Source organism: Kitasatospora sp. NPDC004799 (assembly GCF_040609095.1).
In the GTDB taxonomy this organism is placed as follows: domain Bacteria; phylum Actinomycetota; class Actinomycetes; order Streptomycetales; family Streptomycetaceae; genus Kitasatospora.
Genome location: NZ_JBEXJK010000195.1, coordinates 1 through 15,078 on the forward strand (window position 1 = coordinate 1; position 15,078 = coordinate 15,078).

Consider the following 15,078-nt stretch of genomic DNA (forward strand, 5'->3'; position numbering starts at 1 on the left):
GAACTCCCGGCCGGTCCGCTATGTGGTGGCAGGTAACCACACTGATCATGACAGCATGGTCCCTTAGTGAGGCCGGGGGCCATCATCGCACCCGTCGGTCCGTCCGCGCGCGGTCAGCGCCGCCCGGAGCGCCGGTCGCCCGAGCCGCCGTCGCCGCCACCGGTCAGACCGGCCCGGCGCAGCGCGTCCGCCATGGCGCTGTTGGCCGGGGCGCCGACGCCGGAGCCGCCCCGGTCGCGTCCGCCCTGGCCGCCGCCCCCGCGCCGGTCCTGACCGCCGCCCTGGCCCCCGCCCTGGCCGCCACCGCGGCGCTCCTGGCGCGGCGGGCGGGCCTGGCGGTCGCCGCGCTCCCCGCGGTCCCCCCGGTCCCCGCCGCGCTCGCGCCCGACCTCGTCGTCCAGCCGCAGGGTCAGCCCGATCCGCTTGCGCGGCACGTCCACCGAGAGCACCCGGACCTTGACGATGTCGCCGGGTTTGACCACCTCGCGCGGGTCCTTGACGAAGTTCTTCGACAGCGCCGAGACGTGCACCAGCCCGTCCTGGTGGACGCCCACGTCCACGAAGGCCCCGAAGGCGGCGACGTTGGTGACCACGCCCTCCAGCACCATGCCGACCTCCAGGTCGCCGATCTTGTCGACGCCCTCCTTGAAGGTCGCGGTGCGGAAGGCCGGGCGCGGGTCGCGGCCCGGCTTGTCCAGCTCGCCGAGGATGTCGGTGACGGTCGGGACGCCGAAGGTGTCGTCGGCGAAGTCGGCGGGCCTCAGTGCCCGCAGCGCGGCGCCGTTGCCGATCAGCTCGCGCAGCTCCCCGCCGGTCGCGGCCAGGATCCGGCGCACCACCGGGTAGGCCTCCGGGTGCACGCTGGAGGCGTCCAGCGGGTCGTCGCCGCCGGGGATGCGCAGGAAGCCGGCGCACTGCTCGAAGGCCTTGGGGCCGAGCCGGGCGACGTCCTTGAGCTGCTTGCGGGTGCGGAACGGGCCGTTGGCGTCGCGGTGGGCCACGATGTTGTCGGCCAGCGTGCCGGTGATCCCGGAGACCCTGGTGAGCAGCGGCGCCGAGGCGGTGTTGACGTCCACGCCGACGGCGTTGACGCAGTCCTCGACCACGGCGTCCAGCGAGCGGGAGAGCTTCACCTCGCTCAGGTCGTGCTGGTACTGGCCGACGCCGATCGACTTGGGGTCGATCTTGACCAGCTCGGCCAGCGGGTCCTGGAGCCGGCGGGCGATCGAGACCGCGCCGCGGATCGACACGTCCAGGTCCGGCAGCTCCTGCGAGGCGAAGGCGGAGGCCGAGTAGACCGAGGCGCCGGCCTCGCTGACCATCGCCTTGGTGAGCTTCAGCTCGGGGTGGCGCTTGAGCAGGTCCTCGGCGAGCTTGTCGGTCTCCCGGGAGGCGGTGCCGTTGCCGATCGCGACCAGGTCGACGTCGTGCTTCCGCGCCAGCGCCGCCAGGGTGGCCAGGGCCGCGTCCCACTTGTTGGCGGGCTGGTGCGGGTAGATCGTGTCGTACGCGACGACCTTGCCGGTGGCGTCCACCACGGCGACCTTCACCCCGGTGCGGAAGCCCGGGTCCAGGCCCATGGTGGCGCGGGTGCCGGCCGGGGCGGCGAGCAGCAGGTCGCGCAGGTTGGCGGCGAAGACCCGCACCGCCTCCTCCTCGGCCTCGGCGCGCAGCCGGGCGCGCAGGTCGATGCCGAGCCGGACCAGGACGCGGGTGCGCCAGGCCCAGCGGACGGTGTCGCCGAGCCACTTGTCGGCCGGGCGGCCGCGGTCGGCGATGCCGAAGCGGGCCGCGATCCGCTGCTCGTAGTCGTTCCCGCCGGGCAGGTCGCCCTCGGACTCGCCGTCGTACGGGGAGAGTTCGAGGTCGAGCACCTCCTCCTTCTCGCCGCGCAGCATCGCCAGGATGCGGTGCGAGGGGAGCTTGGTGTACGGCTCGGCGAAGTCGAAGTAGTCGGCGAACTTGGCGCCGTCGCCCTCCTTGCCGTCGCGGACCTTCGCGACCAGCCGACCGCGGGTCCACATCCGCTCGCGCAGCGAGCCGACCAGGTCGGCGTCCTCGCCGAAGCGCTCGACCAGGATCGCCCGGGCGCCCTCCAGCGCGGCGGCGCCGTCCGCGACCGACTCGTTGACGTACCGGGCGGCCAGCGCGGCCGGGTCCTGGCCCGGGTCGGCGAGCAGGGTGTCCGCCAGCGGCTCCAGGCCGGCCTCGCGGGCGATCTGCGCCTTGGTGCGCCGCTTCGGCTTGAACGGCAGGTAGATGTCCTCCAGCCGGGCCTTGGAGTCGGCGGCGAGCACCTGGGCGCGCAGCGCGTCGTCCAGCTTGCCCTGGGCCTCGATCGACTCCAGGACGGCCGCCCGGCGGTCCTCCAGCTCGCGCAGGTAGCGCAGCCGCTCCTCCAGGGCGCGCAGCTGGGCGTCGTCGAGGGAGCCGGTGACCTCCTTGCGGTAGCGGGCCACGAAGGGGACGGTCGCGCCGCCGTCGAGCAGGTCGACAGCCGCCTTCACCTGCCCCTCGCGGACGCCCAGTTCCTCCGCGATCTTCCGCTCGATCGCCTGCTGGGCCTGCCTGGCCCCCTGCTCGACTGGCGTGGTCACGAAGCCGGTCACCTTCTCCATCAGTGTTTACGCCGTACGCCCTGCATTCTGGCAGGTGCCGACGACGGCGCCCGGCCGCACCCGCAGCGGCCGGGCGTGGCGCGCTGCTCCTGGCCCGGTGCGGCGCTGCTCCTGCGCCGGGTCGGCCGCCGCCCCTGCCGGGGGTCGGCCGTCGAACGGCCCTTCGGGTGTGCGCAGTTCGGGAATCCCGCTGAACGGAAACGATCGACGCTGTACGCTCGCGGTCATGTGCGCTGCCACCCGGATGCACCCCGACGGACCGGTGGTCGACGCGGCCCTGGTGCGGCGGCTGATCTCCGCCCAGTTCCCGCAGTGGGAGCGCCTCCCCGTCACCCCCGTCCCGGCCCCCGGGGCGGACAACGCGATGTTCCGCCTCGGGCCCGAACTCGCCGTCCGGCTGCCCCGGGTGGAGTGGGCCGCCGGGGGCCCGCGCCGGGAGCGGCAGTGGCTGTCCCGGCTGGCGCCGCGGCTGCCGCTGCCCGTCCCGGCGCCGCTCGCGGTCGGCCGGCCCGCCGCCGGCTACCCGTGGGAGTGGTCGGTGCTGCACTGGCTGGACGGCGCCAACCCGGCGGTCGGGGCGCTGGCCGCGCCCGAGGGCCTGGCCCGCGACCTGGCCGGCTTCGTCAACGCCCTGCGCGCCGTCGACCCGGCTGACGCCCCGCCCGCCCAGCGCAGCGTCCCGCTCGCCTCCCGGGACGGCGCCACCCGCGCGGCCATCGCCCAGCTCGCCGGCTCGATCGACACGGCGGCGGCAACCGCCCTGTGGGACAAGGCACTTCGCCTGCCCGAGTACGCCGGCCCGCCGGTCTGGCAGCACGGCGACCTCACCCCCGGCAACCTGCTGCTCGCCCGCACCGGCCGGCTCTCCGCCGTCCTGGACTTCGCCCTGATGGGCGTCGGCGACCCGACCGCCGACCTGATCCCGGCCTGGAACCTGCTGCCCGCCGCCGCCCGTCCGGCCTTCCGCGCCGCCCTGCGCGCGGACGAGGCCATGTGGGCCCGCGGCCGCGCCTGGGCGTTCTCCATCGCCCTGGTGACGATCCCGTACTACCGCCACACCGACCAGGCCCTGACCGCCAACGCCCGCCACGTCGTCCGCGAGGTGCTCGCCGACCGCAGCGTCTAGGAGCCCGGGCGGCTCCGTCGGGTTATTCGGTCGAGGCGGGTGCGGTGGTGCGAGTAGCCTCGCCGCATGGTGGATCAGGAGGAGTACGCCCGGTACCGGGAGGACTCGAAGGTGCTGGCGGAGATCGGGAAGCAGGTGCACCTCCAGGTCGACCTGGTCACCCTGCGGCTGCCCAGGGCCGTGGCCCAGGCCGCGGTGGACGCCTGGGAGCGTGACGAATCGGGAGACGAGCTCGGCGAGGAGACGCGTGAGGAGTACCAGCTGCGGGAGTGGGCCGGCGATCTGGCGTTGATCGGCCTCGGGATCGAGGAGCGCGGCCGCTGGGAGGGCGAGGAGGTCGTCGTCGACCTGCACGTCTCCGACCTGGGGGCGGCCTTCGGCGCGTACCTCGAAGCCGTGGGGGCGGACTTCCGACAGGAGGAGGGGGCGGCCTTCCAGCCGTCGGAGCAGTCAGAGTAGTCGGACGTGCCGCAGGCCGCGCCGGTCCGGGCGTCCGGCGCGACACGCCAGCCGGGCGACCGGGTCAGAAACCTGCCCCGGTCAATCCGCGCTGTTAGCCTGTCCGGCATGAGCGGACTGCGGGAGCGGAAGAAGGAGCGGACCCGGCGGGCCATCTCGGAAGCGGCCATCGGGCTCTTCCTGGAGCACGGCTTCGACCGGGTGTCGGTGGCGGACGTCGCGGCGGCCGCCGAGGTGTCCAAGCCGACGCTGTTCTCCTACTTCCCCAGCAAGGAGGACCTGGTCGTCCACCGCTTCGCCGACCACCAGGAGCAGGCCGCCGAGGTGGTCCGCGGCCGGCTGCCCGGCGAGCCGGTGCTGGACGCGCTGCTGCGGGACTTCCTGGCGGGCCTCGCCCGGCGCGACCCGGTCACCGGCCTCAACGACCACCCGGCCGTCCTCGCCTTCACCGCCCTGGTCTACGGCACCCCCAGCCTGGCCGCCCGGGTCGGCGAGTACGTGGCCCGCGCCGAGCGGTCGCTGGCCGACGCCCTGCGCGAGGCCGCCGACCTCCCCGATCTCCCCGAGCCCCGCGAGCTCACCGCCGTGCTGCTCGCGGCCCAGGTCACCGCCACCCAGCGGGTCCTCGCCCTGCACAACTGGCGCCGCGTCCAGGACGGCCGCACCGCCGACGACCTGCACGCCGAGGCCGCCGAGGACGCCACCCGCGCCTTCGAGCTGCTCGCCCACGGCTACGGCCCGGCCGCCGGGTAGCGGCCGTCGGCCCCGGTACCCCGCTGGCTAGAGTGCGCGCATGACAACGCGTCACCTCTCCTTCGATGCCCTGCACAACTTCCGCGACCTGGGCGGCTACCCGGCCGCCGGCGGGCGGTCCGTCCGGTGGGGGCTGGTCTACCGCTCCGACTCGCTCGGCAAGCTCCGCTCCCCCGAGGACCTCGACCGGCTCCGGGCCCTCGGGGTGCGGACGGTCATCGACCTGCGCTACCCCTGGGAGATCGCCGCCAAGGGCCGGGTGCCCGAGTTCGAGGGCCTGGAGTACCACAACCTCTCGATCGAGCACCGCCCGTACGACCAGGCCGAGATCGACCCGGAGCTCGACCCCTGGCGCTACCTCGCCGACCGCTTCGCCGAGGTCGCCGAGGACGGGGTGAAGGAGATCCGCCAGGCCCTGGACGTGATCACGGCCGCCGAGGCCCCGGTGGTCTTCCACTGCGCCTCCGGCAAGGACCGCACCGGCCTGATCGGCGCCCTGCTGCACACCCTGCTCGGCGTCGGCGAGGACGACATCGCCGCCGACTTCGCCCTCACCGAGCTCGCCACCCCGCACCTCCTCGCCGAATGGCACGCCGCCCACCCCGGCCGCACCCTGCGCTGGCCCGGCTACGGACGCGCCCCGGAGACCGTCATCCGGCTCGCCCTCGCCGACCTCGCCGCCCGCCACGGCTCGGTCGAGGCCTACCTCACCAGCACCCTCGGCATCGACCGCGCCCAGATCGACACCCTGCGCGCCCGGCTGCTGACCGACTGAGCCGCACCCCCTGACCGACGGCCCCCGCCCCTAGCACATCGCCAGGTGCGGGGCCACGAACCGGCCCGAGGCGGCTACCGTAGGCAGCACAGGGCCCGGCCCCGGCGCCGGGTGAGCCGACGAGGAAGGGGTTGGTGGGACATGACCGCCCAGCCCACCGAACACGGGCACGGCGGGGGCCGCTTGGGCCTGCCGCCGATGGACACGGTTCAGGAACTGCGGGCCGCGCTACGGGCCGGACACGGCTACCCCGGCGACGCGCAGCGCTTGGACGCCGAGCTCGCCGAGCAGTTGCTCCGCCGGGTACCGGTCGACCAGCTCGGCCAGGTGGGGGAGGTCGGCAAGGTGGTCGACCTGGTCACGGTCGCCGAGATCGTCGCCGCCTACCGGGGCCGGGTGCTGCTCGCGGCCGATCGCGAGGCGACCGACGCCGTGAACGAGGCCGTGGACGACCTGCTGATCCGGCAGGGCACCGAGTGAGCGAGCCGCACGACCAGGGCGATCCGGTCGGCCCGGCAGTCGCGGCCGTCACCGATCGCGCCGCCCTGCGGGCCAAGGAACTCGACGTCACCGAGGCCCTGGAGGCGCTGCGCGCCGAACTCGAACGCCGACCCCGGCTCGGTCGCCACATCCGCACAGTCACCGAAGGCCCGCAGCGGGTCGAGCTCTACTCGACCCGCATCGAGGGGGACCCGGCAGCCGGTCGCCCGGCTGTGAACGTCGTGCACGCGTTCGCCCCCCGGACCGCCCTGGCCCCCGACCGTGCGGATCGCCGCAGTGGTGCCTGAGGACCCGCTCCACCCCGGGTCGTGATGAGCGGCGAGGCGGACAGCAGCGCCGGAGCAGCCCAGGACCGCCGCCGTCCTCCGGGCCGCCTTCGGCGCGGCGGGTGACCGGTTGCTCCGGGAGTCGGAGGCGCGATAGACCGTGGCGCGGAGGATCGGCCACGGACGACGATGCACGGCATGATCGATCAACCCGCGCGATGGACCGAGGCCACCGTCCACCCCGACATGTGGGCCGACCCCGAGAACGACCCGCGCGACCACGACGGCCCCGGACCGGAGGGCGAACTCGCCACGCTCCAGGACTACCTGACGAACTACCGGCTGACCCTGCGGATGAAGTGCGACGGCCTGACCCCGGAGCAGCTGGCCCGCCGCTCGGTGCCGCCGTCGACGATGTCGCTGCTCGGGCTGGTCCGGCACCTGGCCGAGGTGGAGCGGGACCGGCGGAACTGGATCACCGACGCCGAGCCGCTGCCCAGGCTGTACGGCGGGCGGGACGCGGACTTCGACGAGGCCGTCGGCGAGCAGGCCGTGGTGGACGCGGCTTTCCGCGACCTGGAGCGCGAACAGGCCGCGCTGGACGCCGCGTTGGACGGCTACCGGGACCTGGGCGAGCGGATCGGGAAGGACCGGATCGCGGTCCGGGAGCTGCTGGTGCACCGGATCGAGGAGTACGCCCGCCACTGCGGCCACGCCGACCTGCTGCGCGAGTGCGTCGACGGCCGGGTGGGCCAGTAACGGACGGCTACCGGCGGCGGCCGCCCCGGGCGGGCCGGCCGCCGCCCTTGCCGGAGTGGCCGGCGCGGGGACCGGCTCCGCCCCGGCCAGGACGGGCCCCGGCCGCCGGGGCCTTCTCCGGCCAGTGGGTGGGCCGGGTGAGGGCGTCCGGAAGGCGGGTGGTGGCGTCGCCGCGGGCGGCGTTGAGCTGGGCCTGGGTGAGGAAGAGGGCCGTGGTGAGGTCCGCGCCGGTCAGGTCGGCGTCCCGCAGGTCGGCGCCGACCAGGTCGGCGAGGCGCAGGTCCGCGCCGACGAGGTCGGCCGCGACGAGCAGCGCGCCGCGCAGGTTGGCCCCGCGCAGGTCGGCGCCGCGCAGGCGGGCGCCGAAGAGGTCGGCGCCCCGGAGTTCGCGGCGGCGCGGGACGGCGGCGCGGACCAGTTCGCCGGCCCGCAGCAGCAGCTCGCTGACCCGCTGCCGGTGGGCCGGGACGTCGACGGCGAGGATCTCCTCGGGGGTGCCGCCGGCCAGCCGGTCGGTCTCCGCCAGCGCCTGCCGCAGCTCGTCGTGGAGGGGGCCGGCGGCGGTGAAGCCGATCGCCTCGGTGAGGTACCGGAGCAGTTCGTGCAGCTGCCGCACGACCGGGAAGACGTCGAACATCGGCTTGGCGGTGTCCGGCTCCTCGCGCCAGCTGCGGCCGCCGAAGGTCACCTGGGAGACCCGCTGCCCGGCGCCGAAGCAGTCGTAGACGGTGCAGCCCTGGAAGCCCCGGTCGCGCAGCTGGGCGTGGATGCCGCAGCTGAAGTCGGTCTGCAGGTTGTGGCAGGCGCTGCCGGCCGCCTTGTTCATGGCGAAGTCGCTGCCCGCGGCGAACGGCAGGGCGACGCAGCAGAGCCCGAAGCAGCTGCCGCAGTCGGACTCGAGCGGGGTCGGCGCGGCCGCCGTGGGGTCCTGCGGCGACTCGGTCTCGCGCACGTTCCGGGGTCCTTCCAGCAGCGGGGCGCCAGGCGGCGCGGTGAACCCGGAAATCCTACTGGCCGGACGGCCCCCGGCGTCGGTAAGCTATGAAATGCCTTGGAGACCATTACACGCGGGGGTGGGCGGCATGCCGGAACCGGACGTCACGGAACTGGTCCGGATGTGGATCTCGGGCTGGGCCGTCTCGCGCGGCTCCGCCGAGCCCGTCGAGCAGCCCTGGGGCTGGAGCATCGACGTCGGCGCGCCGGTCGGCGAGGTGGGCCGGCACGTGCTGCCCGAGCCGACCGAGGCCGAGGTCCGCAAGCTCGCCGAGACGATCACCGCGCCGACCACCTGGCTGAAGCTGTTCGCCGAGGACGCGACCGTGCGCCCCTGGCTGGACGAGCGGTGGCACCTGGACGCGCCGGGCTTCCTGATGAGCGTCCCGCTCACGGCCGAGCGGCCCGGGGCCCCGGCCGGGTACACCGTGACCACCTGGGAGCGGGGCGGGGTGCTCCGGGCACTGGTGCGCACCGGGGCCGGGCACCTCGCGGCCCGCGGCCAGGCGGGCCTGGCCGGCCCGGTGGCCGTACCGGACCAGATCACCACCGTGCCCGAGCACCGCCGCCGGGGCCTGGGCGCCCTGGTGATGCGCACGCTCCAGTCCGCCGCGTACGAGCGGGGCGCGCGCACCGGCGTGCTGGTCGGCACGCCGGAGGGGCAGGCGCTCTACACCGCGCTCGGCTGGACCACCCACGCCCCCATGGCAAGCCTGGTCCTCGACGCGCCGGGCGTCCACGCGCGCTAGCGGCGCTCAGCGGTACGGCAGCAGCTCCGGCCGCTTCGCCGGGCGGCCGTCGCCGGAGGAGCGGCCGGTGAGGCGGCGGCCGATCCACGGGCCGAGGTGGGCGCCCAGCCAACGGGCGTCCGCGCGCAGCCGCTCGGCGCGGCCGGCCGGGGCGGCGGCGGGCAGCGGGGCGCGCCAGTCGAAGGCCGCGGGGCGGCCGAGCGCCTCCAGGACGCCCTCGGCGACCCGGCAGTGGCCCTCGGGCGAGAGGTGCAGACGGTCCTCGGCCCACAGCCGGCGGTCGTCGAAGCAGGGCGCGGAGAACAGGTCGACCACGGCGAAGCCGTCCTGCCGGCCCAGCTCCTGGACGAAGGCCTTCATCCGCAGGATGGCGGGCAGCAGCCGGGCGCTGCCCGCCAGGCGGCGGGTGGGGTCGGTGCTGGTGAACAGCACGACGGTGGCGCCGGTGGCGCGCAGCTCGGCGGCGCAGCGGCCGAGCTGCCGCTCCACCGCGCCGATGTCGCAGCCGGGGCGCAGCACGTCGTTGAAGCCGCCGGCCAGGGTGACCAGCTCGGCGCCCATCGCGACGGCGGGGGCGAGCTGCTCGTCGTGGATCTGGCCGATCAGCTTGCCGCGGACGGCGAGGTTGGCGTACCGGAAGCCGGTGTCCGCAGACTCCCCGCCAGCCCGCTCGGCGGCCAGCGCCGAGGCGACCCGGTCGGCCCAGCCCCGGTAGTGGCCGTCGGGCAGCAGGTCGTCGCACATGCCCTCGGTGAAGGAGTCACCGAGGGCGACGTAGCTGACGTAGCTGCGGTAGGGGGTGGGCACGGGCTGGCCTCCGCTCTCCTGGTCTCCCGCGACGGGCTTCGCGATCCGACGATCGTACGTGTGTGCCCGCCCGGGGCGACGGCGGGCCCCGGCGCTCATCACCCGTCCAGTGTTCGTTTATCGGTCCGGGCCATCCTGAGGACACGGGGCGGCGGTCGGCGACGGGGGCCTTGCCGCCGCCCCGGCCAACGCCGCACCGGCCACCGCCGGGCCGGCCCCGGCCAAGGCCGCGCACGCCGCCGCCGGGCACACCGCAGCCGCCGCGGTCAGCCGACCGCGACCGCCGTGCCCTCCCCCGCCTTCCGCGGCGTGAACCAGTGCTCGCGCACGGCGTCCGTGGGCCGCTGCTCGCCGAGGGCGGCCAGGCCCCACTCCCCCAACGCCTCGACCACCGGCCGCAGTTCGCGGCCGCGCCCGGTCAGCTCGTAGACCATCGCGTTGGCGGGCCGTTCCAGCCGGCGGCGGACGACCAGCCCGTCGCCCTCCAGCTGCTTGAGCCGGGCGGCCAGGATGTCGGTGGAGACGCCGGGCAGGTCGGCGTGCAGGTCGGTGTAGCGGCGCGGGCCACCGAGGAGCTCACGGACGATCAGGAGGCTCCAGCGCTCCCCCACCGCGTCCAGGGCGCGGGCGACGGCGCAGTACTGGTCGTAGCTTCGGCGTGACATGTGGATCAGCATAGCCAAGAGGTTGGACTTTCCAAGTACACACTTGGTAGAACAAAGCTGAAGCAACGGAGCGGTGGTGACGGTCGGGAGGCCGCAGATGGAGTTTCGGCAGTCCAGCAAGCTGAATGACGTGTGCTACGAGATCCGCGGCCCGGTGGTCGACCAGGCCAACGCCCTGGAGGAGGCCGGGCACAGCGTGCTGCGGCTGAACACCGGCAACCCGGCCCCGTTCGGCTTCGAGGCACCCGAGGAGATCGTCCAGGACATCATCCGCAACCTGCCCAAGGCGCACGGCTACAGCGACTCGCGCGGCATCCTGCCGGCCCGCCGCGCGGTGGTGCAGTACTACCAGCAGCGCGGGGTGGAGGGCGTCACCGTCAACGACGTCTACCTCGGCAACGGCGTCTCCGAGCTGATCCAGATGGCCGTCACCGCGCTGGTCGACGACGGCGACGAGGTGCTCGTCCCGATGCCCGACTACCCGCTCTGGACGGCCGCGGTGCGGCTGGCCGGCGGCAAGGCCGTGCACTACCTGTGCGACGAGGAGGCCGACTGGTACCCGGCCCTCGACGACATCGCCGCCAAGATCACCGCCCGCACCAAGGCGATCGTCGTCATCAACCCCAACAACCCCACCGGCGCCGTCTACCCGAAGGAGCTGCTGGAGGGCATCCTCGACCTGGCCCGCCGCCACCACCTGATGGTGCTGGCCGACGAGATCTACGACAAGATCCTCTACGACGACGCCGAGCACCACTGCCTGGCCGCGCTCGCCGACGACGTGCTGACCCTGACCTTCAACGGCCTCTCCAAGTCCTACCGGGTGGCCGGCTTCCGCAGCGGCTGGCTGGTCGTCACCGGCCCCAAGCAGCACGCCACCGACTACCTGGAGGGCCTGACCATGCTCTCCGGCATGCGGCTGTGCCCCAACGTGCCCGCCCAGTACGCCGTGCAGGCGGCGCTCGGCGGCCACCAGTCCATCAACGACCTGGTGCTGCCCGGCGGCCGGCTCACCGAGCAGCGCGACATCGCGGTCAAGGCGCTCAACGAGATCCCCGGCGTCAGCTGCGTCAAGCCCAAGGGCGCGCTGTACGCCTTCGCCAGGCTCGACCCGGCCGTCCACCGGATCGTCGACGACGAGCGCTTCGTGCTGGACCTGCTGCTGCGCGAGAAGATCCACGTCGTCCAGGGCACCGGCTTCAACTGGCCCCGCCCGGACCACTTCCGCTTCGTCACCCTGCCCCGGGCCGACGACCTGGAGACGGCGATCAACCGGATCGGCCGCTTCCTGGCGACGTACCGCCAGGGCTGACGGCCCGCGCGACGTACCGCCAGGGCCGACCGCGCGACACGCCGTACGCTGAGCAGCCATGACCGTCCTGCGCTCCGTCGCCCTGTTCGCCCTCGCCGCGCTCGCCGAGATCGGCGGCTGCTGGCTGGTCTGGCAGAGCGTGCGCGAGCAACGGCCGTGGTGGCTGGCCGGCGTGGGCGTGGTGGTGCTCGGCGCGTACGGCTTCGTCGCGGCCCTGCAGCCGGACGCCCACTTCGGCCGGGTGCTGGCCGCGTACGGCGGGGTGTTCGTGGCCGGCTCGCTGCTGTGGGGCATGGCGGTGGACGGCTTCCGGCCGACCCGCTACGACGTGCTGGGCGCGCTGATCTGCCTGGCCGGGGTCGCCGTCATCATGTACGGGCCCCGGCGCTGAACTGTCGGCACCGGGGCCCCGGTCGGGCTCGGAGGGCCGGGGCTACCAGCCCCAGCCGCCGCCCTGGCCGTCGTCGTCGTGGTCCGAGTCCCAGCCCTCGCCGACCGTCCGCAGGATCGTGTAGTTGTCGATCTGCGTGCCGTCCTCGGCCAGCGCGGTGACCTTCATGACCGACTTCTGGCCCAGGTGCTTCGGGGTGACGTCGACCTTGATGAAGGAGTAGCCGGTGTAGCGCACCCGCGACCACTGGATGGTCTCGGGGGTCTTCACCCGGCCCTTGCTCCAGTAGTAGGTCTTGACCTCGTCCTGGTGGTTCTCGTGCCCCTCGTAGGTGTCCGGCACGTCGAACTTGTACAGGCTGCGGCCAGCCGCACCCGCGGTGACGTAGACCACGCCGTCCTTGGCCGGCTCGATGGTGGCGCCGCTCGGCACCTGCTTCGAGACCTTGTTGCCGAGGATCGCGTCGGTGCGCTCGTAGATGTGGTTGTGGCCGTTGATGACCAGGTCCACCCGGTACTTCTCGAACAGCGGCACCCAGGCCTCGCGGACCCCGCCCTCGGAGGCGTGCGCCACGGTGGTGGAGAAGGCGCAGTGGTGGAAGAAGACCACGACGAAGTCGATCGTCTCGTCGTTCCGCAGGTCCTTGAGGGTGCGCTCCAGCCACCTGGTCTGCCGGTTCGCCGAGATGCCCAGGTTGGCCGGGATCTCGTAGGAGACGTCGTTGGCGTCCAGCGAGACCACGCCGACGTTCTTGTAGCGGAAGGTGTAGACGCCGGGGACGGCGCGCGGGTCCGGGCCGTTGTCCGGCAGGAAGAAGCGGGCGTTCTCGCCGCCGTAGCCGTTCGGCGAGTACCAGGCCTCGATGTCGTGGTTGCCGTAGGCGACCATCCACGGGACCTCGGCGGCGACCGTCTCGGTCTGCACCAGGAAGTCGTCCCAGGTCTTCGCGTTGAAGACGGACTTGTCCGGGTCGGTGCCGGAACCGGCCGGGTCGGCGTAGCAGATGTCGCCGGCGTGCAGGTGGAAGGCCGGGTTCTGGGCCTTGATGACGTGGTCGTTGCCGGCCGCGTGCGCGCTGACGCCCTGGTCGCCGAAGGCGGTGAAGGTGAACGGCTCGTACACCTTGCCCCAGCGGTGGTCGCGGGCGGGCGCGGTGCGGAAGGTGTGCAGGGTGGAGATCTTCTGCTGCGAGGCCGGGTCGAAGCCCTCGTGGCCGACACCGTAGTAGTAGGTGGTGTCGGGGTGCAGGTCCTCCAGCGCCACGTGCAGGTAGTACTGGTCCACCGGCTGGCCGTTCGGGGTCAGCGCCGGGGTGTGCAGGGCGCGGACCTCGGCCTGGACCTTGTGGCTCAGCTCCCACGGGTGCTTGCCGAAGCGCAGGAACGGCTTCTTCACCGGGGCCGGCACCTGCCAGGAGACGCGGAACTGGGTGTCCGGTTCGGGGCCGAACTGGAGGTGACGGCCGATCGGGGCGACCAGCGAGCCGTCGATGCCGTCGGTCGCGCCGCCGGTCAGCAGCTGCGGGCCGGCCGGGGCGGCGAAGGCCGTCCCGCCGCCCAGCGCGCCGCCGACGGCGACGGCGCCCACGGTCACGGCACCGGCGCGCAGCATCCGGCGGCGGGAGAAGCGGGCCCGCAGGTACTCGTGCTGCTCGGCCATGCTCATGCGGTCGGCGAGCTCGGCCGGCACGCCCATGTTGGGGATATCCATGCGCGGGACTCTTCCAGCGACGCGTTGATCGCGCACGGACGCCGGGTGAACGGGTCGCAGCGTACCGGTCATTCGAACGCAATTGTTCGACCATGGTTCGGCAAAGGACGTGTCCGCACCGTCCGGACGCCGCATCATGGCCCCCACCCGCCCCTCGGTCTGACCGGGCGTCCACGCCGACGGGGCGGCGGCCGGAGGGGTCAGGCGGGCTCGTCCCAGTGGGTGGCGGCCCGGTTGCCGGTGCCGTCGCAGGTGCGGCAGATCTCGTCCCGGTAGGCGTGCTTGGCGCCGGTCGCGTCCACCCGGTAGCGCACGTACACCCCGGTGCCGTCGCAGAGGAAGCAGTTGCCGCCCCCGCCGCCCACCTCGGTGGTGCCGGTGCCCTGGCAGGTGCGGCAGCTGAGGCCGGCGGTCCGGCCGGTGCCCGCGCAGATGCGGCAGACCGTCGTCATCGGCTTCCTCCCTCGCGCGGAAACGGCTCGGTGCCGCCCTGGACGGCTCGGCACCGCCGGGGACGACTCGGCACCGTCCGGAAGGGCCCGATGCCACCGGTCATCGTAGTGGTGCGGGCCGCGGACCACCCCCGACCGATACGATCTGACGATCAGTCTGAACGGCCGGGGCAGGCCTCACTCGGGCAGGCCCTCGCGGACCCGCCGGGAGACCGAGATCAGCTGGAGGTCGAGCATTCCGGGCGGATCGGCGAGGCCCGGACCGCCCGCGCGCACCCACTCGGCGATGTCGTCGATCATCTCGTCCATCAGCACGAAGCCCAGCCAGACCGGCCTGCCGCCCGCCGCCCGGCCCTCGGCGGAGGGGCCGACCACCACCACGTTGGACTGGGTGCACACGTCCAGGCAGGTGACCGCCCGGACCCGGCCCGCCGAGCCCACCGCCGTCCGCAGCCGCTCGTACTGGCCCGCGTGGTCGACCCCGGGGTGCTTGGCCTCGGTGCCGCAGCAGCAGCCCCGGCAGACCGTGACGGTCACGGGGGCGCCGGCGCCCCGCTTGCGGTCCCGGACACCGTCGCGGTCTCGGCGGCTCATCGGTTCTCCTGACCCCTCCTGGTCGGCGGCGCCCTGCGCACCGGCCTCCGCACTGTACCTGTCACCCCTGCGGCACCGTGCGGGCGGGGAAGGGGAGCGGCCGGCCGCGGCCCGCCCCGGGGCGGGGGGCGCACCGGGGCACGGGCCC

The 15,078-nt window shown here is 74.1% G+C and carries 16 protein-coding genes and 1 pseudogene; 10 read left to right on the forward strand and 7 right to left on the reverse strand.

The window, feature by feature from the left end; all coding sequences use genetic code 11:
• Nucleotides 1–113: 113 nt before the first annotated feature.
• On the reverse strand, nucleotides 114–2,597 hold the full coding sequence (locus tag ABZW03_RS23390) for a Tex family protein (RefSeq protein ID WP_355261502.1): 2,484 nt from the start codon (nucleotides 2,595–2,597) through the stop codon (nucleotides 114–116).
• A 247-nt stretch (nucleotides 2,598–2,844) separates the two neighbouring features.
• On the opposite strand from ABZW03_RS23390, the gene ABZW03_RS23395 reads away from it, so the two are divergent.
• The 7 genes from ABZW03_RS23395 (at nucleotide 2,845) to ABZW03_RS23425 (ending at nucleotide 7,257) form a co-directional block, all read left to right on the forward strand.
• The gene (locus tag ABZW03_RS23395; protein WP_355261505.1) at nucleotides 2,845–3,744 is read left to right on the forward strand and encodes an aminoglycoside phosphotransferase family protein; all 900 of its coding nucleotides are present in this window, start codon (nucleotides 2,845–2,847) and stop codon (nucleotides 3,742–3,744) included.
• A 66-nt stretch (nucleotides 3,745–3,810) separates the two neighbouring features.
• Nucleotides 3,811–4,203: a hypothetical protein gene (locus ABZW03_RS23400; RefSeq protein ID WP_355261508.1), complete on the forward strand. Its 393-nt coding sequence runs from the start codon at nucleotides 3,811–3,813 to the stop codon at nucleotides 4,201–4,203.
• Nucleotides 4,204–4,302: 99 nt separating this feature from the next.
• Complete coding sequence (locus ABZW03_RS23405; RefSeq protein ID WP_355261544.1) at nucleotides 4,303–4,956, forward strand: TetR family transcriptional regulator; 654 nt, start codon at nucleotides 4,303–4,305, stop codon at nucleotides 4,954–4,956.
• 40 nt (nucleotides 4,957–4,996) lie between these two features.
• On the forward strand, nucleotides 4,997–5,731 hold the full coding sequence (locus ABZW03_RS23410; RefSeq protein ID WP_355261511.1) for a tyrosine-protein phosphatase: 735 nt from the start codon (nucleotides 4,997–4,999) through the stop codon (nucleotides 5,729–5,731).
• A 141-nt stretch (nucleotides 5,732–5,872) separates the two neighbouring features.
• Nucleotides 5,873–6,211: a hypothetical protein gene (locus ABZW03_RS23415; protein ID WP_355261514.1), complete on the forward strand. Its 339-nt coding sequence runs from the start codon at nucleotides 5,873–5,875 to the stop codon at nucleotides 6,209–6,211.
• Nucleotides 6,208–6,519: a hypothetical protein gene (locus ABZW03_RS23420; protein ID WP_355261517.1), complete on the forward strand. Its 312-nt coding sequence runs from the start codon at nucleotides 6,208–6,210 to the stop codon at nucleotides 6,517–6,519. Before ABZW03_RS23415 ends, ABZW03_RS23420 begins: the two co-directional genes overlap by 4 nt.
• 177 nt (nucleotides 6,520–6,696) lie before the next feature.
• Nucleotides 6,697–7,257, forward strand: a complete 561-nt coding sequence (locus tag ABZW03_RS23425; protein ID WP_355261520.1) for a DinB family protein — start codon at nucleotides 6,697–6,699, stop codon at nucleotides 7,255–7,257.
• 7 nt (nucleotides 7,258–7,264) lie between these two features.
• Here ABZW03_RS23425 and ABZW03_RS23430 read toward each other — a convergent pair whose 3' ends face one another.
• Nucleotides 7,265–8,209 (reverse strand): pentapeptide repeat-containing protein, encoded by a 945-nt coding sequence (locus tag ABZW03_RS23430; RefSeq protein ID WP_355261522.1) that lies wholly within the window; start codon nucleotides 8,207–8,209, stop codon nucleotides 7,265–7,267.
• A 130-nt stretch (nucleotides 8,210–8,339) separates the two neighbouring features.
• Here ABZW03_RS23430 and ABZW03_RS23435 point away from each other — a divergent pair, with 130 nt between their 5' ends.
• Entirely contained in the window at nucleotides 8,340–8,999 is a 660-nt protein-coding gene (locus ABZW03_RS23435) for a GNAT family N-acetyltransferase (protein WP_355261524.1), read from the forward strand.
• Nucleotides 9,000–9,005: 6 nt separating this feature from the next.
• On the opposite strand, the gene ABZW03_RS23440 is transcribed toward ABZW03_RS23435, so the two are convergent.
• On the reverse strand, nucleotides 9,006–9,806 hold the full coding sequence (locus tag ABZW03_RS23440; protein WP_355261527.1) for an SGNH/GDSL hydrolase family protein: 801 nt from the start codon (nucleotides 9,804–9,806) through the stop codon (nucleotides 9,006–9,008).
• 311 nt (nucleotides 9,807–10,117) lie between these two features.
• Nucleotides 10,118–10,471, reverse strand: a pseudogene (locus ABZW03_RS23445) (helix-turn-helix domain-containing protein); the annotation flags it as partial.
• Between the two features lie 97 nt (nucleotides 10,472–10,568).
• Between ABZW03_RS23445 and ABZW03_RS23450 the strand changes: the two are divergent.
• Both ABZW03_RS23450 and ABZW03_RS23455 read left to right on the forward strand, forming a co-directional pair.
• A complete protein-coding gene (locus ABZW03_RS23450) occupies nucleotides 10,569–11,783 on the forward strand; it encodes a pyridoxal phosphate-dependent aminotransferase (protein ID WP_355261530.1) in 1,215 nt (404 codons plus the stop codon).
• 58 nt (nucleotides 11,784–11,841) lie between these two features.
• The gene (locus ABZW03_RS23455) at nucleotides 11,842–12,174 is read left to right on the forward strand and encodes a YnfA family protein (RefSeq protein WP_355261533.1); all 333 of its coding nucleotides are present in this window, start codon (nucleotides 11,842–11,844) and stop codon (nucleotides 12,172–12,174) included.
• Between the two features lie 42 nt (nucleotides 12,175–12,216).
• Here the strand turns inward: ABZW03_RS23455 and ABZW03_RS23460 are convergent, their stop codons facing one another.
• The 3 genes from ABZW03_RS23460 to ABZW03_RS23470 form a co-directional block, all read right to left on the reverse strand.
• On the reverse strand, nucleotides 12,217–13,884 hold the full coding sequence (locus tag ABZW03_RS23460; RefSeq protein ID WP_355261536.1) for a metallophosphoesterase family protein: 1,668 nt from the start codon (nucleotides 13,882–13,884) through the stop codon (nucleotides 12,217–12,219).
• Between the two features lie 200 nt (nucleotides 13,885–14,084).
• Entirely contained in the window at nucleotides 14,085–14,336 is a 252-nt protein-coding gene (locus ABZW03_RS23465) for a hypothetical protein (protein ID WP_355261538.1), read from the reverse strand.
• A gap of 177 nt (nucleotides 14,337–14,513) precedes the next feature.
• Nucleotides 14,514–14,930 (reverse strand): (2Fe-2S) ferredoxin domain-containing protein, encoded by a 417-nt coding sequence (locus ABZW03_RS23470; protein WP_355261541.1) that lies wholly within the window; start codon nucleotides 14,928–14,930, stop codon nucleotides 14,514–14,516.
• Between the last annotated feature and the right edge of the window lie 148 nt (nucleotides 14,931–15,078).